The organism is Oscillospiraceae bacterium (assembly GCA_015065085.1).
GTDB lineage: Bacteria > Bacillota > Clostridia > Oscillospirales > SIG627 > SIG627.
This window is the reverse complement of the sequence record SVQW01000002.1, coordinates 185,607-208,759: the sequence shown is the minus strand read 5'-3', so window position 1 is coordinate 208,759 and position 23,153 is coordinate 185,607. Positions and strand designations below refer to the sequence as shown.

Annotated in this window: 13 protein-coding genes; 8 read left to right on the top strand and 5 right to left on the bottom strand. The window is 45.7% G+C overall.

Features of this window, described 5'->3' with window-relative positions:
• Positions 1–3,495, bottom strand: coding sequence for a DNA polymerase III subunit alpha (locus E7588_03470; GenBank protein ID MBE6688322.1), 3,495 nt, complete (start codon positions 3,493–3,495; stop codon positions 1–3).
• Positions 3,496–3,697: 202 nt separating this feature from the next.
• Here E7588_03470 and E7588_03465 point away from each other — a divergent pair, with 202 nt between their 5' ends.
• From E7588_03465 to E7588_03455, 3 genes are all read left to right on the top strand, one after another.
• Positions 3,698–5,533, top strand: a complete 1,836-nt coding sequence (locus E7588_03465) for a hypothetical protein (protein MBE6688321.1) — start codon at positions 3,698–3,700, stop codon at positions 5,531–5,533.
• A 61-nt stretch (positions 5,534–5,594) separates the two neighbouring features.
• Positions 5,595–6,074, top strand: a complete 480-nt coding sequence (locus E7588_03460) for a hypothetical protein (GenBank protein MBE6688320.1) — start codon at positions 5,595–5,597, stop codon at positions 6,072–6,074.
• 367 nt (positions 6,075–6,441) lie between these two features.
• Positions 6,442–9,132, top strand: coding sequence for a hypothetical protein (locus E7588_03455; protein ID MBE6688319.1), 2,691 nt, complete (start codon positions 6,442–6,444; stop codon positions 9,130–9,132).
• Positions 9,133–9,452: 320 nt separating this feature from the next.
• Here the strand turns inward: E7588_03455 and E7588_03450 are convergent, their stop codons facing one another.
• Positions 9,453–11,147, bottom strand: coding sequence for a hypothetical protein (locus E7588_03450; protein MBE6688318.1), 1,695 nt, complete (start codon positions 11,145–11,147; stop codon positions 9,453–9,455).
• 232 nt (positions 11,148–11,379) lie between these two features.
• Between E7588_03450 and hrcA the strand changes: the two genes are divergently transcribed.
• From hrcA to dnaJ, 4 genes are read left to right on the top strand one after another with little or no spacing between them, the layout of a single operon-like run.
• Positions 11,380–12,450, top strand: coding sequence for a heat-inducible transcription repressor HrcA (gene hrcA / locus E7588_03445; GenBank protein MBE6688317.1), 1,071 nt, complete (start codon positions 11,380–11,382; stop codon positions 12,448–12,450).
• Positions 12,437–12,982 carry a nucleotide exchange factor GrpE gene (gene grpE / locus E7588_03440; protein MBE6688316.1) on the top strand — a complete coding sequence of 182 codons (546 nt, stop codon included), beginning with the start codon at positions 12,437–12,439 and terminating at the stop codon, positions 12,980–12,982. The genes hrcA and grpE overlap by 14 nt, the downstream gene beginning before the upstream one ends.
• 43 nt (positions 12,983–13,025) lie before the next feature.
• Positions 13,026–14,855, top strand: coding sequence for a molecular chaperone DnaK (dnaK, locus tag E7588_03435; protein ID MBE6688315.1), 1,830 nt, complete (start codon positions 13,026–13,028; stop codon positions 14,853–14,855).
• A 20-nt stretch (positions 14,856–14,875) separates the two neighbouring features.
• Positions 14,876–16,021: a molecular chaperone DnaJ gene (dnaJ, locus tag E7588_03430; protein ID MBE6688314.1), complete on the top strand. Its 1,146-nt coding sequence runs from the start codon at positions 14,876–14,878 to the stop codon at positions 16,019–16,021.
• 51 nt (positions 16,022–16,072) lie between these two features.
• Here the strand turns inward: dnaJ and E7588_03425 are convergent, their stop codons facing one another.
• Positions 16,073–17,869, bottom strand: a complete 1,797-nt coding sequence (locus E7588_03425) for an L-fucose isomerase (GenBank protein MBE6688313.1) — start codon at positions 17,867–17,869, stop codon at positions 16,073–16,075.
• Between the two features lie 126 nt (positions 17,870–17,995).
• Here E7588_03425 and E7588_03420 point away from each other — a divergent pair, with 126 nt between their 5' ends.
• Positions 17,996–18,844: a helix-turn-helix domain-containing protein gene (locus tag E7588_03420; GenBank protein ID MBE6688312.1), complete on the top strand. Its 849-nt coding sequence runs from the start codon at positions 17,996–17,998 to the stop codon at positions 18,842–18,844.
• Between the two features lie 102 nt (positions 18,845–18,946).
• Here E7588_03420 and E7588_03415 read toward each other — a convergent pair whose 3' ends face one another.
• Together E7588_03415 and E7588_03410 are read right to left on the bottom strand one after the other, a co-directional pair.
• Positions 18,947–21,406, bottom strand: coding sequence for an AMP-dependent synthetase (locus E7588_03415; protein ID MBE6688311.1), 2,460 nt, complete (start codon positions 21,404–21,406; stop codon positions 18,947–18,949).
• A 6-nt stretch (positions 21,407–21,412) separates the two neighbouring features.
• Positions 21,413–22,801 (bottom strand): hypothetical protein, encoded by a 1,389-nt coding sequence (locus E7588_03410; GenBank protein MBE6688310.1) that lies wholly within the window; start codon positions 22,799–22,801, stop codon positions 21,413–21,415.
• Positions 22,802–23,153 lie beyond the last annotated feature (352 nt).

Genomic DNA, 23,153 nt, shown 5'->3' with positions numbered 1-23,153 from the left:
TTATTTCAATATGACGTTCTTTTCTCCAAGAAGTTCCTTTAATTGTGAAATAACAAAGTCGGACGGATAGCACAAAAGCTCCTTTATCTGGAAAGCGCTTTGTGTGTCGGCACAGTAAAATACCGTCTCACACTGTCCGTCAAATATTTCAAGCAAGGCTTTGGTACGTCTGAATTCACTGCTGTCCCGTGATGGGATTCGTAAAAACAGCTTTTTATTACCGTATTTCTTTTGAGAAGCTTGGTTTTGCACAGACAGCACTGCATTTTCATCGTAGCCGTTTTTGTTTTTCTCGGCGGGAATTATCGTGCGCGCCAGTATTTTTAACTCGTCATCTTTTGGGGAAACCTCGCCGGTAATTAAAACTACACTGTCCTTGACTATATTATGAGAATATGTCTGAGCCGTTTTCGGGAAAACAATTACTTCGGCAGAGCCGGTGAGATCTTCTAAGGTCAAAAAGAACATCTGAGTGTTGTTTTTAAGTATTTTTTGTTTTTTGTCACTTATTATTCCCAAAAGCGTAACAACGCTTCCGTCGCCGTAGGCGCCTCTGCCGTTTTCGAGTGCGTCGTGAATATCGGAAATACACACCGTTCTTCTGCGTGAAGCCTCATCTGTGTATTCATACAAGGGGTTGCCGGACAGATAAAGTCCGGTAGCCTCTTTTTCCATAAGCAGTTTTTCGCTGTATATATATTCTTTGAGGTCGGGATATTTTATTGAAAGCATGCCGCCGCTTTGCTTGTTCTGGGGCTGCGAAAAAAGGTCAAGCTGTCCTGCTACGTTGGCGCGGTTTATCTGAGCCATGCTTTCCAGTGCCATGTCGTATACTGCCATCAGCTGTGTGCGGAAGAAACCAAAACAGTCAAATGCTCCGCAGCGTATAAGACTTTCTATCATGCGTTTGTTGGGGGAATATGGGCTCATGCGGATAATAAAATCCTCCAGTGAAACAAATGGCTGTATTCCGCGCTGAGTCAGTATATCCCTCAGAAAACTGAGCCCTACATTTTTCACTGCCAGAAGCCCGAAACGTATATTCCCGTCCTGTACCGTAAATACCGTGTCGCTTTCGTTTATATCGGGGGGCAAAACCTGTATTCCCATTCTGCGGCATTCGTTGATGTAAAGCGGCATTTTTTCAGTTTGCTCCAGCTGTGCGGTCAGCATTGCCGCCATGTATTCATGGGGATAATGGCATTTGAGATATGCCGTCTGATAAGCGATAAGACTGTACGGTGCGGCATGAGATTTGCTGAATGCGTATTTTGCAAACTCTGCCATGTCGTCAAATATTCTTTCCGCCGCTTCTTTTGTTACACCGTTTGCAAGAGCACCGGGACATTCACCCTCTTTTCCGTACAGAAATGTCTGACGCTCGTTTTGCATTACATCCAGCTTCTTTTTAGCCATGGCGCGACGTACAATGTCTGCTCTGCCGAATGAATAGCCCGCAAGCTTTCTGAATATCTGCATTACCTGCTCCTGGTATACTATGCATCCGTGGGTAACGGAAAGAATATCCTCCAGCAGGGGAGTGGTATAAGTGATTTTATCTTTTTTGCGGTTTTCCAGATATTTGGGTATTGAATCCATGGGACCGGGTCGGTAGAGAGAGATTGCGGCAATAATATCTTCAAGGCACCGTGGCTTCATGGACATGATAAGATTACGCATACCGCCAGATTCAAGCTGAAATATACCCACCGTGTGACCCTTTGAAAGCATTTCAAAGGTTTTCGGGTCATTTTCGGGTATGTTGTGTATATCAAAATCCGGCACACGGCGGCGTATCATGTTCTGGGTGTCCTTGAGTATGGTGAGATAGCGCAGACCCAGAAAGTCTATTTTAAGAAGTCCCAAATCTGCCAAAGTATTCATTGGGTACTGGGTGATAATAACATCGTCATTTCCCGTGCACAGCGGAACATATTCCTGCGTGGGACGGTCGGTTATAACCACTCCTGCCGCATGAATGGAAAGGTTTCTCGGCATACCCTCAAGGGTTTTGGATATATTTATGAGCCTTGCGATATCGGGTGAGGACAGGTACATTTCACGCAATTCCGGCACTGCCTCAAGCGCCGTATCAATACTCATGCCGATAGTGCGGGGGATTTTTTTGGCGACGGGGTCAACCTCGGAATAGGGCATACCAAGTGCACGGCCGACATCGCGTATAACGGCGCGTGCCGCCATGGTTGAAAAGGTGACTATCTGGGTTACGTGGTCCGCACCGTACTTTCTTGATACATATTCTATGACCTCGTGACGGCGTTCATAACAAAAATCTATATCAAAGTCGGGCATGCTTACACGCTCCGGATTGAGAAAACGCTCAAATAACAGGTCGTATCGCATTGGGTCTATATCGGTTATACCCAGACAATATGCACACAGACTTCCGGCACCCGAGCCTCTTCCGGGGCCGACAAATATACCGCTTTCCTTTGCGAAGGACACAAAATCGTTTACAATGAGAAAATATTCGCAGTAGCCCATTCGGGAAACTATATCCATTTCGTGATTTATACGGCTGATGTACTTTTCATTATCTGAAAACCCCCGTCTTTCAAGCCCTTCAAATATCAGCTTTTCAAGATAGCTTCTGGAGGTAAAGCCTTTGGGAATTTCAAAGGCAGGAAGAAATGTTTGTGAAAAATCAAAGTCAAAATTGCACATATCAGCAATTTTTACGGTGTTTTCGATCGCATTTTCATATGAGCTGAAAAGAGCTTTCATTTCGTCGGTGCTCTTTAAATAGAATTCATCCGTTTCAAAGCCTATGGGACGTCCCTCGGTGATAAGAGAGTTTGTCTGTATGCACATCAGAACCGCCTGGCTCTGGGCATCCTGCTTGTCAAGATAATGCACATCGTTGGTTGCAACAAGCTCTGCATCCGCGTCCTTTGCCAGCTTCGCAAGAAGTGTGTTGACCTGCATCTGCTCTTTGTAGCCGTGGTTTTGCAGCTCAAGATAAAAATTCTCTCTGCCGAATATGCGTTTCATTTCAAGGGTATATTTTAACGCTTCATCGTACATACCGTTCAGAAGATACTGCGGTATTCTGCCGGCAAGGCAGGCGGAAAGGGCGATAAGCCCTTCACAGTTGTTTTTAAGAAGCTCCATGTCTATACGTGGCTTTGAATAAAATCCTTCCACATATGCGGCGGAAACAAGCCTGCACAGATTTTTATAGCCTGTTTCGTTTTTGCATAAAAGAACCAGATGATAGTTTTCTTTGTCATGCTCAAACTGCTTATCATGCATAGAGCGCTCTGCCATATATACTTCGCATCCGATAATGGGCTTTACGCCTGCCGCTTTTGCGGCACGGTAAAATTCCACCGCGCCGAACATGGCACCGTGGTCGGTTATGGCGACGGCAGACTGACCGTATTCATTTATTCTTTCGAACATTTTGTTTATACGGCAAGCTCCGTCAAGGAGACTGTATTCGGTGTGAAGATGCAGATGCACGAAATCCGACATTGATTTTTCCTTCCAAAATAATAATAATTACATATATTCTATCACAAACCGCTCAAAAAGTAAATATCCGCAGAAAAAAAGACCGGTGATATTTTCAAATACACACTTTTTTACAAATTTTTGAATAAAACATAAGATTCTATTGATTTTTCCACGTTGTTATGGTAGAATAAAAGCATAAACCTTTTACAAGGAGAAGCATATGAAAGAGAATTTTCTTGTTTCGGGAATACATGTGGGCGAGCACAGCTTTATCCCTGCCGAGCTTACAAAGGAATTTGAAGCACGCGGTGTACAGAACACCAGCTTTCTGACTATCCGCACACGCAGAAAGCGTGTAGAGCCCGAGTATTTTTATCAGTGGGCAGAGTGGTGCAGGGAGCATAAGGTGTACTTCATGTACCTTTATACCATTCAGAATGCACTCGATGGTACCGAAAGCCATCTTACGCCCGAAATAACCGCAAATGTGAAGAAAATAGCGGGTGAATATTTCATGGGTGACCAGATAGGCGAGGTGGGAACCATCTACGGCGCACGTCCGAGAGGTTACGGACCAAAGATGCCCGTGCTGGACGATATGAAGGACTGCCGTGATTATTTTCTGTCGCAAATAAAAAAATATGTCGATATTGACAAAAAGATGGGTGTTCCGAATATTGTTCCCGTTGAAGCGACCGCCATGCTTAAATATACCTACGATGCGGGCGGGGATATAATTCTTCTGGAAATGATGCCGGGCGATCCCGAATTTCTCGTTTCGCTCAACCGAGGCTGTGCCCATGCATACGGCCATGAGTTGTGGGGCACATATGTGGCACAGGAATGGTACGGCGGTATACGCAACGACGATCCCCTGAAAGAAAAGCGTCTGAAAGTGGCTTACGGCTATACATATCTTTCGGGCTCTCACATTATATGCCTTGAATCGGGAGACGAAAAGGTGCAGAGCTACGGCTACAATTTCGAATCCGACCATCCTGTTTGCCGTGCATACCGCAAGCAGTTTGAGGAATATGAAAGCTTTATACGCAAAAATACCCGTATTGCACCTGAGCCCGAGGCAAAAGTGGCTTTTGTGTACGGAAATTTGGATGCATATACCGGTTATATGGGTACTTCCGTTTGGGAGCAGTATGACCGTCCCGAGTGGAGCTGGGGACAGGCGGAATGGAGCTGGCGCATACTTGAGGATATGCACCATGCGAGAAGCTGGCAGGATATAGAAAACTACGGTGAAAAGGACTTTTCCTTTGCACCTGCCTATGGTCTTTACGATGTTATTCCCGCCGATACACCTGCTGATAAAATGGCAAAATATGATACCGTTATTTTCGTAGGCTGGAACTCCATGACAGACGAAATATGGGCTAATCTCAAAAAATTCGTATCGGGCGGAGGACATCTGTTCATCACGGCGGCGCATTTTAACACCAATACCAAGCGTGACGGAAAGTATCTTCCCATAAACAACGGAAAAATGTCCGATTTTACAGGCTTTGATATTAAAGAAACCTATCCCGTGAATCTGGGCGTTAAGTTTGTAAAGGAAAGCTTGCGCGACGGAGTTGTATTCCCCGTAATGTCCAACGGAGACGGCGACCCCATTATGGCAGGCGGACGGCTGAATGCTGTGGAAACGGATATTTCAACCGCTCAAACTACCGCAATATGGCACGACAGCTTCTATTTGTCCGACGGCGGAGAAATTCATCCCGCAGTACTGGAGAATAAATACGGAGATGGCGTTGTTACCGTGCTTCTCAGCCGTGATTATCCGGGTCAGAACGGTGTATATCCCGTTTACCGCACCATCGTCCGCGAGCTTGTTACGGCATCCCACAGAAATTGTGATGTAAAGGTGAATGCGGGAGATAAGCTTAAATTTTCGGTTTACCGCGGCGAAGATAAGGATATGATATGTCTGCTTAATACCGATTTTACCAACCCCGTCACCTTAACAATCAGTGCACACGGTAAATCCGTAGAAAAAACGCTGGAGCCCTGTGAGCTGGCAATAGAATTCATAAACCGTTAAGCCTATAATTTATGAAGTGTTTTTCACTTGAATATATTACTTTACCAAGGAGATTACAACAATGAAAAAAATACTTACATTTGCACTCATACTGGTTATCGGAATTTTTGCACTTACTGCCTGTGCTAACCCCGTTGAAGACGAATTCACCGATTTTATCAATGTTAAAATGGTTCAGGCAAACGCAAACTATGACGCACTTACCGCTGAGATGGGCAACTGGGAAAGCTACGAAGCCGACGAACAGTTCATCACAAGCCTTAAGGAAATCATCATTCCAAAATGTGAAGAAAACATAAGCATTGTTTCCGCAATCAGCCTTGAGACCGATGAGGTAAAAGCTGTAAGAGAGCAGTTCATAGGTGTTATGCACAGCTACAAGGACGCTTTCAACGATATTCTTGCAGGATTTGAGAATGCAGACGAGGCGGCTCTTAATCAGGGTAACGAAAAGCTCAATGCAGGTCTTGCGCTTCTGGATGAATACAATGCAAGCCTTGACAGCCTGGCGGCAAGCATAGGCATGAAGGTTGAGTATTAATATTTATTTTATTGTTTTACTGACATGAAATGCGTCCGGCGATAGAAACATCGCCGGACGCATTTTTTTAATTTGCAATTCTCAGTTGGGGTTGAAAAACGCAAAGCGTTTTTCTTCATATTACCACGCTGAGCACAACAAAGCTGAAGCATCGTTAAAATGTTTGTGAAAAATATAGATTTTTTCGCAAAATCTATTGACAAAATGTAAAAATTGTACTATAATCGAAAATGTATAAATTTTGCGAAGTAAAGGGTACCCTTTACTTGTGTACAGTACTACTGTACACAATATCACTTTATTATGTCTTATGTGTCTCCAAACGGCTTTTTGCTTCGCACAAAAATTATTTTAAGGAGTACATATCATGAAAAGAAACCTTGTAATACTTGCAATGGTTGCAATGCTTATGCTCTTGACTGTTTCCGGCGCTATGGCATTGAGCATAGCCGATCTGGAAACAACAACAGTAGATGTAACAAGCAGTGTAACCTTTGAAAAAAGTACCTCGAAAGGTAACCCGTACGAGTACAGACTGGGATGTGCAAGCCTGACTCATTACACTGAACAAGAGGCAAAAGCCGCAGGTGTACCCGAGGGCTTTACAGGCGACGTATGGAAGGCTACACCTAACGGTTCCGGCGCTTCCCCCGTTATCGATATGTCCGCAGCAAAGATTCTGATTGAACAGGTAAAATCCATCACATTCAGAATTTATTCTGAGACTGCTGCCGGTTCCTCACAGTTCCGTATCAACGACGCTACTGATGTGGATCAATGGGTTACCATGCAGAATTATCCTTCCACCAGTTATGACCAGTGGGTTGAATTCACCCTCGACTCTTCAACCTTTGAAGCGGCTTCTGACAGCTTCGCGATGCTTTCTACCAATGAGTATCTCGGCCGTTTTGAGGTAGGTACAAGAACAAATAACAAGACTGGCGCAGTATACTTTGACTCGGTTGTTGTCGAGCTTTATCCCGAACAGTATGACACAAATGTTAACTTTACCGTTGACGGCACCAAGGGTGAGAATGATACCGATGACAACTTCTACGTTGGCGGTACAATTACCAAGCTTGGTCTTAATAAGGCAATAACAGAAGGACTCCCCGAAGGCTTCAGCAAAAGCGTTTGGAAGGTTGCTCCCAGTTCTACCGGTCTTGGTTCTGTCGGTGCAATGATAGAATTCGACGAACAAATCAAAATCTCCGAAATTGAGTACTTTATCTTCCGCGTTTATGCACCTGAGGATGCTTCCACCGATTGGGGACCCAACCTCAGAATTGCACGTACTACAAAGGGCGAATGGCTGTGGGGTGTTAGTACAGGTCAGAGCGGCTTTGACATGTTCCCCGATACCTGGACAAAGGGCTGGTGCGATGTAAAAGTCAAATCAACCGATATGAACATGAATTCACTCGATATAAATGGAGATGGCTATCTCGACCGCTTCAACCTTATAAGCCGTCGTAATGACACCTCTGACCCCTACTATATCGATACCATTAGTGTTAAGTACACAAGAGGCGTTGACGAATCAACTTTGGATTACACCAAAATGCCTAAGCTCGCACCTCAGACAGAGGTTCAGGACAATCCCCCCTACAAGCCCTCTATGGCAATATACAAGGATAATCCCCCCTCCAGCGTAAGCGGATTTGAGGACTATGTATGGCAGTTCAAGGGAACAGCAGATACCGGTACAACGGCTACCATTGATTTCAGCGGAATGCAGATACCCGCAAACCGCGTAGATTCGATAGTGTTGAGAATGTATATTCCTTCTCCTTCTTCACAGATAAGACTTACCGCAACCGGCACTACAACCCGTATAATGTATAACAGCACCACAAAGTTCTACACTCTTAATACAGAAACCGAGCTTGATCAGTGGTTTGATTTCAGAATAACCAATGATATGTTATCTACCAATTACAAGTTCATAAACCTTGCCGATGAAAACGGTTATCTCACCGGTCTGGACCTGAGTGTTTTCAACAGTAGCGCTACTACTCGTTACTTCTTGATTGACAGCGTTAAGGTTGAGTTGCTGGAAACCGACGAATTCCCCTGCGATGTTATAAATACATTATCGGGCAATAAGCCTCATTACGGCGGAACAGCAGTAAAATATACTTCCGCAAATATCCCCGACGAGCTTAAAAACACCTCTTACAACGGCACTGTTCTTAAGATCTCAAGCACAGGTTCTTCCGGTGCAACTATAAACCTTGACTTCCTGCGTTCCCAGATTCCCGCAAAAGACATTGAATCCGTTACCATTCGTATGTGGGCACCCGCAGAGAATCCCAATGGTGCCAACAGTTCTACCGAATACCCTCAGGTAAGATTCAGTCAATATAATGTCACCAGTTGGTTAAACTATGGCAACTTGAATGCATTTGACTTACAGAAGTTGGACAAGATGAACCAGTGGGTAGACATTGAGCTTACCGAAGAGTTCCTCGCTTCGCTTTCTCACTCATTTACCGAGCTTAAAGATGCGAACGGCTACTTCAAGGGTCTTACACTCACTGTAAGAAGCAACAGCAACTGCTACTTCTACATCGACAGTATTTCCGTTAAGCTCAAGCAGGATGCCGCTCCCGTTGAAATCGACGGTGACATGCTGGGTGCACAGATAAGAACTACCGAGCCCCAGGGTCTCAGATTCGGTACATCTGTTAACTTCACCGACGGTATTGCTCTTGAGCAGATTCAGTATACCGAGAATGCAGGCGATATATTCTATGCAGGTACTATCATAATTCCTGTATCCGAGCTTGCTGATGATGTTACTCCCAGCAACTTCACACATGCAAATGTTCCCGCAGAAAGCTTTGCAGATGTAAGAGCTGAGAATATTTACACCAGCACTGAAACCTCTGCTACCTACACTGCCGTTGTATGGGATATTCCCGAGGGCGACAAGCCACAGGAGCTGGTGGCTCGTTCCTACATCTGCTATAACGGCACATACTACTACTTTGCACCTGTTGTACGTTCCGTAGCTCAGGTTGAAAACGCCATGGGCGGAGAATGGAACAACAATTAATCGATTTATTTAAGGTTTAATCACCTTATAGTCTAGATTTCGTATAATGATACAAAACAAAGGCTGATGCTTATGCATCAGCCTTTGTTTTGTCCGACTGTCGAGAAAGCCGTGATACCGCGACGGAAATAAATTATATTTCAAAAAACTCAAATAAAGCAAAAAATAATTTAACAGCAGGTGATACATCGAATATCACCTGCTGCTTGTCGCTTTTTGCCGCTTCAAGCCCTATCGTACCTTTGTACGCCGACGGGCTTTAATCGGCAAAATATCCCTGGCTTTTCGAAAGCCTTTGTTTTGTCAACGTTTTCGTGCTTTTACTCAAAGCTTATTACAATTTTATGTGTTTTTTCGTTTTTTACGGGGATACGCAGAGCCACACAGTAGTCATGCAGGGATTTTTCGTTTACGCAGGGAACCATTTCTCTCGTGAAGCTGTCGGTGGTGCTCAGACGCATCAGACGGTTTCCGATGCGGTGGGTATAAAGAGTGTTGCCTTGGGTTATAGGCTGATTTTTCGCTTCGGGAGTGGTATAGCCCAGCACGTACGGATGCAGATGCAGGTTGTTTGTCATAGTGGCACCGCCTTTGAGCTGTGCGGTGTCTTCAATTTCAAAACGGTCGGAATACATCGTGAATGTGCGTGTGTGAGTGTATCTGTCTGTGGTTGAACGCAGGGTTATGTGCTGAACGTCACCTTCGCCTGAAAAGCTCAATGCTTCTATTTTTTCCATGGGCTCTTCACCGCTGTCGAGGGAAAGTGTGTTGTGCGCCTGTGCGGAGTTGAGATAATCGCGCAGGTCCGAGCGGTCATAGTTTGTGCATCCGCTGTCGCATACAACCGGCATACCGTCGTGGAACAGCACAAAATTCATGCGTCCGATATGCTGGTGCCAGGTGCGTATGTCCATAGCATCGATAAACAGCTCGAAATGCTCGTTTCTCAGTACCGCCATGTGACCGTCCGGGAACAGTACCGACGCTTTTTTATCGGATATTTTCAAGGGGAAAAGCTGTTTTACAAATTCGATATCGTTTATTACGTTAAAACGGTAAGAATCACCGAACTGTGGAGTTGTGCCGTCGGGCTGTGAAAACTGGAATAAAAATTCGTACTGCTTTGAAAGACTTTCTTCTATACCTTCTATTCCGTCATAGCCGTTTTTGAAAAGCAACAGATGGCTCTCCAGATACAGACGTGCGATGAACGGAAAATAGCTGATGGCATCTTCGTGATTAAGCCCGTCAGGATATACCGAAAGGGTCATATTGTCCTTTACTACTTGTTTTCCGGTTTCTATGCAAACACTTGAATTTTTCCACTCGGGATACAATACTCCCACCATTATCATGCATAATCCGATCTGCAGATTGTGATTGCCCGGATCCTTCTCTTTTACATGATACATTGCTTCATCGAATATCAATTCTGCGTGAAGCTTTATAAAATCGTGTATTTCGCACCACTGTTCACGGGTGAAGCAATCGTCCTTTTCGCCCATCATGTACACGCTGAATATGAGGTTTATGTTGCGCCATACCATCTGCATGTCGCTCCATATCATGTTTGTGTTGAAGCGGTGCACATTCGGGTCGAAGCGGTAATGGGGATTTTCAGCCTTGAAATGGCTGAATATTTTATACCAGGCATCGGAATACCTTTTGTCGCCCGTAATCATGTATTTTTGCGCCAGGGGAAGAAGAATGTACATCCTGCACAGCCAGATGTGCGCTTCCCATTCGTGCAGAAAATCCGTTTCGCGGAATCGTTTAAGAATGGCTTTCCAATCGAAAACACCGTCGGTTTTGTAAAACTCAAAAATACTTCCGTCAAGAGTTTTTTGCAATATCTCATCGCCGTTTGAAACACCGAAGGTCTGCTTGAGAAAAAAGTGTCCGCCACCGTCCATTACCAGAGTGGGAAATATGGGACGCTGAGAGAGCTGTTCGCGGGTGTAGGGGAATCTTACGGTTTTATCTGATGGAAAGTACGGTTTTTTGAAAATGTCCATAGTGGTTTCCTCACTTATTATTTTACTGCGTAAATTATATCAGATAAAAGGCTTGAAATCATGTATTTTCTGTAAATTATGTGTCGGTGAGTTTTGGTATCAATGATGGTTTTTGCGTTATTAACAATATATTTACAATAACACTGTTGATAATCCACAAAATAATGGTAAATTATATAGTGTTAGCACTCGGCACCCTCAAGTGCTAATTCGGGAAAGGAAGTGAAGATTAATGGATATAAACGAACGCAAAAAAATGATTTTAAAATCCATTATTGACACATATATTTCCTCGGGCGAGCCTGTTGGCTCAAAGTATATTACCGAACATCTTGGAATTCCGGTTTCTTCCGCCACTGTCAGAAATGACATGAGTGAGCTGGAGCATATGGGCTATCTCGAACAGCCGCATACTTCGGCGGGCAGAATTCCATCCAGCTCCGGTTACAGAATGTACGTTGACAGCCTTATGAACCGGTATCGCCTCACCATGGAAGAAATTCAGGTTATTGATGAACTTCTGGGCTCCAAGCTTTCGGAAATGAATAATATAATTGAGGACGCAACAAGGTTTTTCAGTGATACCACCAACTATGCAGCGGTTTCAATCACTTCAAAGCCCAAAAGGGGAACGGTAAAGCGTTTTGAGGGAATACTCATCGACAGCTACAATATACTGATTGTCATGATAACCTCCACCAATCTCACAAAAAGCCGTCAGATAAAGACAGATGTGGAGATTGACACCGCAACACTGGCACTCATTGTAAGAGTGCTTAACGAAAGTCTTGCGGACGTGAGACTGGAAAACATCAACATTCCGCTGATAATGCATATAGAAAATCAGCTTGGTGCTTACCGTCAGGTGTTTTCACCCATTGTACGCGCAGTATACGAGGTTATAAGCGAAATCGACCGCTTTGATGTGCGTTTGGATGGTGTGTCAAACCTTTTGAGGTATCCGGAATTTGCGGATGTGATAAAAGCACGAAGCATACTGTCTGCACTGGAGGAAAAACGTCAGCTTATAAGCATGCTTGCCCAGGCTAAGGACGGCATCAACGTTTACATCGGTGATGACAGCCTGCCGGGTTCTATGAATGACGCCAGCATCGTATTCCACACCTTTGACATTGACGGCGGTATGGTAGGTGCTGTGGGACTTATAGGTCCCAGGCGCATGGATTATTCCAAGGTTATGGCACAGCTTGAATATTTTACAAAAAATCTTACAGGCGCTCACAATGAGCCCGATGAAGATATGAAATTCCAAAAGAAAGGAAATAATAATGGCGGCGAATAAAGAAATCAATATGACAGAAGAGACCGAAAAGGAAACCGACACCACCGAGACTGTCGAAACAGAAGAAGCAACCGAGGAAACTGCCGAAATTGATTCTCCCGAGGTGGCAAAGCTGAAAGAGGATTACGCGGGAATGTACGATAAGTACGTGCGTCTTGTGGCGGAGTTTGATAACTATAAAAAGCGCACTGTCAAGGAAAAGGCAGACATATATTCCGCGGCAAAAACCGATGTTATAGAAAAATTGCTTCCGGTTATAGACAATCTGGAGCGTGCCGAGCTTTATAATGAGCCCGAAAAGGTTCTTGAAGGTCTTAAAATGATTATAAAGCAGTTCAACGAATATCTTGAAAAGCTGGATATTAAGGAAATACCTGCGCTGGACTGCGAATTCAACCCCGAGCTTCACAACGCGGTAATGCATGAGGACAACGAGGATGCACCGCAGAACACCGTTATTGAGGTGTTCCAGAAGGGCTACACAATCGGCGATAAGGTGCTTCGCCATGCAATGGTAAAGGTAGTCAACTAATCAACGTAAAAAATAATCCATCATAAAGAAAGAGGTAACAGATATGGCAAAAATCATAGGTATCGACTTAGGTACAACCAACTCCTGCGTAGCAGTATTCGAGGGCGGTGAGCCCACTGTTATAACCAATCCCGAAGGAGCACGTACCACTCCTTCCGTTGTTGCTTTCTCCAAGGCAGGCGAAAGAATGGTAGGTCAGATAGCAAAAAGACAGGCTATTACCAATCCCGACAGAACCATCAGCTCCATCAAGCGTGATATGGGTACCGACAAAAAGGTAAATATCGACGATAAGAGCTATACTCCCCAGGAAATTTCCGCAATGATTCTGCAGAAGCTTAAGGCGGATGCAGAGGCATTCCTCGGCACTACCGTAAGCCAGGCGGTAATCACAGTTCCCGCATACTTCACCGACGCACAGCGCCAGGCAACTAAGGATGCAGGTAAAATTGCAGGTCTTGAGGTTCTTCGTATAATCAACGAGCCTACCGCGGCGGCTCTTTCCTACGGCGTTGACAAGGAAAATGAACAGAAGGTTCTTGTATTCGACCTTGGCGGCGGCACCTTCGACGTTTCTATTTTGGAAATCTCCGACGGTGTATTTGAGGTTCTCGCAACCGCGGGTAACAACCGTCTGGGCGGCGATGACTTTGACGAACGTATTATTAACTGGATGGCAGACGAGTTCAAGAGAGATAACGGTATCGACCTTAGAAATGACCGTTCGTCCCTTCAGAGACTCAAGGAAGCTGCTGAAAAAGCAAAAATTGAGCTTAGCGGCGTAATGTCTACCAACATCAATCTTCCCTTTATCACAGCAGATGCTACCGGCCCCAAGCACTTCGATGCAACTCTTACCAGAGCAAAGTTCAATGAGCTTACCGCGGACCTTGTTGAAAACACAATGGGTCCCACCCGTCAGGCTCTCAGCGACGCAGGTCTTCAGCCCTCTCAGATAGATAAGGTCCTTCTCGTAGGCGGCTCCAGCCGTATTCCTGCTGTACAGGATGCGGTTAAGAACTTCATCGGTAAAGAGCCCTTCAAGGGCATCAACCCCGACGAATGTGTTGCAATGGGCGCAGCTATTCAGGCAGGTGTATTGGGCGGCGATGTAAAAGATCTTCTGCTTCTGGACGTCACACCTCTGTCTTTGGGTATCGAAACTCTTGGCGGTATCTTCAATAAGCTTATCGAAAGAAACACCACCATTCCCGTTAAAAAGAGCCAGATTTACTCCACTGCTGCCGACAACCAGACCTCTGTTGAAATCCATGTACTTCAGGGCGAACGTGAAATGGCGCGTGATAATAAGACTCTGGGCAGATTTAATCTTGACGGCATTGCACCTGCACCCCGCGGAATTCCTCAGATTGAGGTTACCTTTGATATTGACGCCAACGGTATTGTAAACGTTACCGCTTGCGACAAGGGCACAGGTAAGGAACAGCACATCTCCATTACCGCTTCCACCAACATGTCTCAGGAAGACATCGAAAAAGCCATAAAGGATGCAGAGCTTCACGCTGAAGAGGATAAGAAGGCAAAGGAAAACATCGAGACCAGAAACCAGGCTGAAACTCTTATGTTCCAGGCTGAAAAGGCGATGACTGATGCAGGCGACAAGCTGACTGACGAGGACAAGGCTCCCGTAAAGGCGGCAATCGATAAACTCCGCGAAACTGTAAAGGGCGAGGACATTGAAGCCATTAAGGCGGATACCGAGGCACTCACACAGGCGGTTTACGCAATTTCAGCAAAGCTTTACCAGGGTGACCCCAATGCGCAGGGCGGTTTTGACCCCAATGCAGGCGGTGCACAGCAGAACTCCGATGGCTCCTACAATGCCGATTTTACTGATAAATCCGATAATTAATCGAAAGGTTTTTTCACTAAATGGCTGAAAAAAGAGATTTTTATGAGGTTTTGGGCTTGCCCAAAACCTCAAGTGACGATGAGATAAAAAAAGCTTTCCGAAAGCTTGCCATGAAATACCACCCCGACAGAAACCCCGGGGATAAGGAAGCAGAGGACAAGTTCAAGGAAATAAACGAGGCTTACGAGATACTTTCCAATCCCGAAAAGAAAAAGCTTTATGACCAGTATGGTCACGCAGGTGTCGATCCTCAGTACGGTGCAGGCGCAGGTGGCGGCTTCGGCGGCTTCGGAGGAGGATTCGGTGGCTTTGATATGGATTTCGGCGATCTGTTCGGCGGAATTTTCGGTGGCGGCGGACGCAGTCGTAACGGCCCCGTCAGAGGCGATGATATAGGTTATCGCATGATGCTTACCTTCGAGGAAGCGGCTTTCGGCTGTACAAAGGAGATTTCTTACAGCCGTATTGAGCAGTGCTCCGAGTGTAACGGAAGCGGTGCGGCGGCAGGTACTGTTGCGGAAACTTGTCCTAAGTGCCGCGGAACGGGTCAGATGAATGTACGTCAGAGTACCGCTTTCGGTATGTTCCAGACTACAAAGACGTGTGATAATTGCCGCGGAACCGGTAAAATAATAAAAACTCCATGTAAAAAATGCAATGGCGCAGGCCTGGAAAAGAAAAGCAAAAAGCTGGAAATCAATTTTCCGGCAGGTATCGATGACGGACAGCGCGTTTCTGCAAGAGGCCAGGGTAATGCAGGACGTAACGGCGGCCCCAGCGGTGACCTTATAGTTGAGGTGCAGATAAGACCGCATCCTGTGTTTGAGCGCGACGGTTACACAGTATTTTGCGAAGTGCCCATAACCATGGTTGAAGCGGCGCTTGGCGCAGAAATAGATGTTCCCACACTGGATGGCAACATAAAGTACACAATTCCCGAGGGCACGCAGAACGGTAAGCAGTTTACATTGAAAAACCGTGGTATCCAGAACATAAATTCCACCCGTCGAGGCGACCAGATAATTCAAATAGAGGTCGAAATACCCAAAAACCTCAGCGACAAGCAAAAAGAAATACTCCGACAGTTCGAGTCCTCACTGGGCAATAACAATAACGCCAAAAAGAAGAGCTTTGTGGACAAACTGAAAGACTATTTGAAAAAGTAAAACAAAAAAATATCCAACCGTAAGGTTGGATATTTTTTATTTTTAATCGGATTATTTGTAAAGAGGACCGTAAGCTGCGCAGGCTCTGTAATCCTGTCCCTCTTTGTCCATACCGAAGGCATTCCATGCCGCAGGTCTGAAAATCTGATCCTCGGGTACATTGTGCATGCAAACGGGAATTCTCAGCATGGAACACATGGTGATAAGGTCAGCACCGATGTGACCGTAGCTGATAGCGCCGTGGTTTGCACCCCAGTTGTTCATCACGTCATATGCACTCTTGAAAGCACCCTCGCCTGTGCATCTGGGGGTAAACCATGTGCAGGGCCAGGTGGGATTTGTTCTTTCCATAAGAGTGTCGGAAACCTCGTCGGGAAGATGAACTGTCCAGCCCTCAGCAATCTGAAGAACGGGACCCAGACCCTTGACAAGATTGAGTCTTATCATGGTTGCGGGCATTTCGGCACGGGTTGTAAAGTGGCTGGAGAATCCGCCGCCGCGGAAGTTGTCGAAGCCTGCCTCGCACCATACGGTTGCGTCGGTCATTTTCTTTATATCTTCCTCGGTAACTTCCCACCACTTCTTCATGATGGCGTTGCCGTTTTCGTCCTTGCATTCGCCACAGGCATCAAGACAAGCCGCACCGGAGTTGAGAAGATGGATGATACCGCCGTTTTCCTTCGCTTTGCCCTCCAGATCGTAGCCGGTAACACGCTTTGTAGCCTCGGGAGACCAGTAGGTACGAACGTCTGCGAAAATCTGAGCGCGGTGAGTGAGCAATCTCATGAACAGCATGCCCAGACCGTTGAGAACGTCGTTTTCAGTAGCCAGAGTGTAGGGCTCGCGTGCGCCGTTGTGGTCAAAGGTGGAGCTGAGAAGAGCCTCAGGATAGTCGCAGTTGGGCCAGTGGTCTGTCCACTGTCTCTGACCCTGGAATCCGCCCGCGATGGCATTGTGACCCAGCATTTCCTCACCGAATCTTTCGGGAAGGTCGTTGTTGCCTGTCATAAGGTCTTTTATAATGCAGTACATTTTAACGGTGAATTCCCACTGCTTTTCCTTTTCTTCGTCAGAAAAGCGTACGGAATCGGGGTTGTCATCGCGACCCATTTTGCAGTGCTCCTTGGTCCATTTGAGAGCCTTACGGTATTCTTCTTCGTTGTAGATGCCTTCCTCCATACGGCGGAGAACTTCAACCTCGTCAACGGATTCAACTCTCATTCCAAGATAGGATTCAACAAAATCCTGATCCATGATAGAGCCGCCGATACCCATGCACTGAGAACCGATCTGAAGATAAGACTTGCCTCTCATGGTAGCAACTGCAACAGCCGCACGTCCAAAGCGAAGAAGCTTTTCCTTTACATCTTCGGGAATGGTGCTTACCTGGTCTCTGTCCTGAACCTCATGGCCGTAAATGCCAAAGGCCGGCAGCCCTTTTTGTGCGTGTGAGGCAAGCACTGCTGCAAGGTAAACTGCACCGGGTCTTTCGGTGCCGTTAAATCCCCATACACCTTTAATGGTGTTAGGGTCCATGTCCATTGTTTCAGAGCCGTAGCACCAGCAGGGAGTCACAGACAACGTGATATCAACGCCTTCTTTTTTAAACTGCTCGGCACAAGCCGCTGCTTCGGGAACTCTTCCGATGCTGTGATTTGCAATAACTACCTTAACGGGATCGCCGTTGGAGTAGTTGAGGTTTTCCTCGAATAATTTTTTTGCCGCCATGGCAAGCTCCATGGTCTGAGCCTCGAGGCTTTCACGCAGCTTTAATGGGCCGCGTCTTGCATCAATTACGGGGCGTATTCCTATAACGGGATAGCCACCTACATATCTGTTGTTAGACATATTATTTCCTCCTGATTTGTAAATATTTTTAAAACACTATATTACATGATAATTATATACTTGAAATAAGTATAATACTTGTGCTATAATAATATAAAATGTAAATATTTTCAGAGTTGGTGAATTATGATATATAATGAAGTGCTTCAAAGGGGCACAAGTGACTTCCCAATAGAGCTTTATCATGTGGATAAACAACATGTAAGATACGGCGAATCTTATTCCCATTGGCACGGAGAAGTGGAGTTTCTGCACATTCTTTCGGGCAAGCTTACCGTAAGACTTAATAACAATACATACTGTGCACAAAGAGGGGATATATTATTCATTAATTCCGAAACAGTGCATTATTTTTCACCCGATGATTGTGTGTATGAATGCATAGTTTTCAGCACGGATTTGCTTCCCGAGTATCTTATGGGCAGTTTTTCTCTCGCACAGGCTCTTAAAAACCATGAGTATGTGGTGGAGGAGTTTTATGCGAATAGGGATTCACAGTATTCCCGAGCCATGAGAGATGTTTTCAGCGCCATGAAATGCACTAATCCATCATACAAATTCAAGGTAATGGGTGCATTGAACAATTTGTTTGCCGCAATAGTGGAGGAGAATCTGTATCACCCCACCGAAATCATGCCTGTCACACTTGGCAAAAACGTAAATAAGCTGAGAATGGTGCTTGCCTTTATACGCGGTAATTATGATGCGCAGATAACTTTGAATGAAATGGCTGAGTCGGCTGAAATGTCTCCTAAGTATTTCTGCCATTTTTTCAAAGCAATGACAACCAAGACCCCTATCGAGTATCTTAACTTCTATCGCATTGAAATGGCAATAAAAAAGCTTATAAATTCCGACATGAGCGTAACGGAAGTGGCATTTTCATGCGGATTTAACGATCTTAGCTATTTTATCAAAACCTTCAAGCAGGTTAAAGGTGTGACTCCCGCAAAATACAGAAAGAGTTTTATGTGATGCTGAGTGCTCAACGTCGCGATAAGTGAAGAAACCCGTGGACAATCGTCCACGGGTTTCAATGCGGATTTGGAAATTTAACGGACGTTTCAAAACGGTTCGTTATTTTTTTATTCCCAGTATTTCAACCGATTCTTCACGCATTTTGTATTTGAGTATTTTTCCTGCGGCATTCATGGGGAATTCCTTCACGAACAGGAAGTATCTGGGCACTTTGTGCTTTGCTATGGATGCGTTACCGAAGTCTTTCATTTCAGCCTCGTCAGCTGTTTCGCCATTGTGAAGAATTATCCATGCACAGCATTCTTCGCCGTAGGTTTTGTCCGGAACACCTACTACCTGAACGTCGCGAACCTTGGGATTTGTGAGATAAAATTCTTCTATTTCGCGGGGGTACAGGTTTTCACCTCCGCGGATTATCATATCTTTAAGACGGCCTGTAACCTTGTAGTATCCGTCTGGAGTGCGGCAGCATATATCTCCGGAATGGAGCCATCCGTCTGCATCAATGGTCTGTGCGGTGGCTTCCGGCATTTTGTAGTAGCCTTTCATAATGTTGAAGCCGCGCGCCACAAATTCACCGCTTTCGCCGTCCGGAAGCTCTTCGCCCGTTTCCGGGTCAATAACTTTGCATTCTACACCCGGGAAAGGACTTCCCACTGTTTCGACACGGTGGTCGATATCCTCATTCACTTCGCCCATGGTGCATCCGGGGGAAGCTTCGGTCTGTCCGTAAACCGAGATGATTTCTCTCATGTTCATTTCGGCTGCGGCACGGCGCATAAGGTCGGCAGGGCAGTTTGCACCTGCCATAATGCCGGTGCGCATATACGAAAAGTCAGTTTTTGCAAAATCTGCGTGATTGAACATTGCGATAAACATGGTAGGGACACCGTTGAAGCAGGTGATGTGTTCATCATTTACACATGCCAGTGAGGATTTTGGTGAGAAATACGGCATAGGGCACAGCGTTCCGCCGTGAGTCATGGTGGAGGTCATGGAAAGCACCATTCCGAAGCAGTGGAACATGGGTACCTGTACCATCATGCGGTCAGCAGTTGAAAGATCCATTCTGTCTCCAATTGTTTTGCCGTTGTTGACAATGTTTCTGTGGGTAAGCATAACACCCTTGGGAAAGCCTGTTGTTCCTGAGGTATACTGCATATTGCACACGTCATCGGGCTTGACAAGAGAGGCGCGGCGGCGTACTTCTTCGTGAGGAATAAGCTTACTGCGCTCCAGCATTTGTTCCCAGGTAAGACAGCCGTCCATGGAAAAGCCCACTGTTACTACATTGCGCAGGAATGGGAGATTCTTGGAATAAAGCGGCTGACCCGGTGTAAGACTCTTGAGCTCGGGACAAAGCTCCTTGATTATTTCTCGGTAATTAATATCTTTTAATTCCTCTATCATTACCAGTGTGTGTGTGTCTGACTGACGCAGAAGATATTCTATTTCGTGTATTTTGTATGCCGTATTAACCGTTACAAGCACTGCACCGATTTTTGTAGTTGCCCAGAAGGTTATAAACCATGCGGGCACGTTTGTTGCCCATATTGCAACATGGTCTCCCGCCTTTACGCCCAGTGAAATAAGTGCGGCGGCACATTCGTCCACATCACGTCTGAACTGGGTGTAGGTTCTGGTGTAATCCAGTGTGGTGTATTTAAAAGCGTACTGGTCAGGATACCGTTCAGCCATGGTATCCAGTACGTCGGAGAAGGTTGCATCGATAACGTCGTATTTTTTCCATACAAAGGTTCCCGACTTGTCACGGTTATAGTAAGTGCGGTCGAATTCCTTTTTATCACGCGAGAGCCCGGATATATAATTTGTGAAATGGGTAAGAACTATATCCGCATCATTTATCTCCTCGTTCCAGGCAGCACAGATATAGCCGTCATAATTGAGGGATGAAAGAGCGTTTAAAAAGCTGTTGACGGGCAGTTCACCCTCACCGATAAGCACCGTTCTGCCGTCTTTTTTGTCACCCAGACGGACATATTTTATATACGCACCGAGATTTTTTATAGTGGTTTCCGCACTTTCGCCGGCGGTGAAATATGTTTCGCGCACATTCCACGAAGCTCCTATTACAGCGGAGGAGAAAAAGTTGATAATATCTATAACATTTTCGGTCTCGCAGAGAAAGCCCGATGTTTCAAAAAGTATCTGAATATCCGCCGTTTCTGCGTACTTTATTGCATCGCTGAGCTTTTGGCGGAGATTTTCATTGTCGGTTTTTTCGTCAATGTGCAGTATAACACGCTCTATACCTGCGTTGCGCGCCATCTCCACATATCTGAGAATGGTCTGAGCATCTGCCTGCTCGCTTTCCAGCTCATAAGGATATACCAGCGCCGAAACATTGAGATTGCGGTTAACCAGCTTGCGTTTTGAGTCCGAAACGCGGTCACTTCTGAGAATGCTGTCGTAATGTTGTTTTCTTTCCTTTATTGCATCGTAGATCTCAAAGCCTGCAAATCCGTAATCGTAAGCAAATTTGCAAGTTTCAAGAAATGACGTGCGGTTTACGTGTTTTGTCGAAAAGGTAAGCTTCATTTTAAATTAAGCCTCCTCGAAAACTATCTTGTTAAGTGCGTTGATATAAGCTCTTATACTTGCCGCCACAATGTCGGTGGAAATACCGTTGCCGGAATACAGCTTGCCGTTGTTTCTCAGCTTGACCACTGCGGAGCCGAGAGCCTCTTTTCCGTCGGTGACAGCCTGGATCTGGAAATCGTCCAGCTCGTAGTGATGTCCGATGCTTTGCTCAATGGCGCGGAACACCGAGTCGATAGGTCCGTCGCCCGTGCTGACACCGCAAAGCAGTTCTTCGCCGCATTTAAGTGTTACCTGGGACATGGAGCTTGAAACATTTGAACTGGTGGTGGTGTAGCTTTCAAGATGATATGTAGATGGAGCCTGCATTGCAAAGCTTGCAATAAGAGCTTCCAGCTCCTTGGAACCAACCGAGCCCTTTTTCTCACACACCTGACAAAGAGCCTTGTGAACATTGCCCGCATCCTCGTCCGAAAGGTCATAGCCCAGAATGGATGCAGCATGAGCTACATCGGAAAGTGTGCTTTCTGTGTCCAGAAGTATTTTTTTCTTCTCGCTTACATTGTTGACGCTTTCATAGCTTTCGTGGTTTATTTTTGACAGCAGGTCGTCAATACCTGCGTGTATACGGGTATGCTCGAGAGAAATTTTCGCACCGATAGCGTCTCCGCGTGCAGCCACAGCATTGGAAACAGCGCCCATTGAAAGTGCATTTTCGCCTGCCATTGCACATTTAAGACCGTCTGCGCCGGCACCGATGGCGGCGACAGCGGATGCGACTGCCATACCAAGCGCATCGGAAACCTGAATGTATACGGGAAGCTCGGTGTGAGCTTTAATTTTTGCAGTGAGTGCCGATATCTCCTGCACCAAAGCTGTTCCGGCATCATCGCATACCGTAATGATACCCGCACCGTTTTGCTGAGCGGTGCTTATTGCCTTTAAAAGAAAATCCTCATCTGCGCGTGTGGCATCCAGTGCGCATAACTCCACATCCTCGCACAGTGACTTTGCTTTTGCGGTCAGCTCGGCTATCTTTTCAAGCATTTTGTCAGCTTTCACATGATAAGCATATTCCATCTGAACGGTGGAAACGGGAAGCTCCACCTGCAGACGCGGGTGAACCGCATCCTTTATGCATTCCCATGCTGCTTCTACCTCCTGAACAGTGAAACCGACCGGAAGAGCAATGGCGGATTTTTTGATATTGGCGGAAATTGTTTTATAAATTATTGTATCCTCTCGGATGTTTTTTACGGGTGCAAGCTCTATGGCATCCGCCCCCAGGCTGTCTGCGGCTGAAGCAATGGCGGTTTTTTCACGGAAAAGCAGTGAGACCTCACGGCTCTGAGACAGCTTTTTCAGGGTGATGTCAGAAATGTTGATTTTTTTCATGAAATATGAACTCCTTTCGGCATTGTTCCGAACAACAAAAAAACTTTCATCTCTTTGTTGTTTCAAAGAGACGAAAGCGTTAATTGCAAAATTTTTAACCTTCCGCGGTACCACTCTTTTTCATCCTTAAAGGATGCACTCGGATGCAAACACATCTTTACTCTGTTACGGGAGCGCCCGTCTGTCATTACTTCTTGTTTTCATGGCAGCCGCTCGGCGGTGAGTTCTGCAATTCTTTCCCAATGCCTCGCACCGTACGGCATCTCTCTGAAGGTGAAATTCTGTTGCATACTATTCCGCGTCAACGCGTTTAATATTGTCACGTATTATATCAGAAAAAAATGCGTTTGTC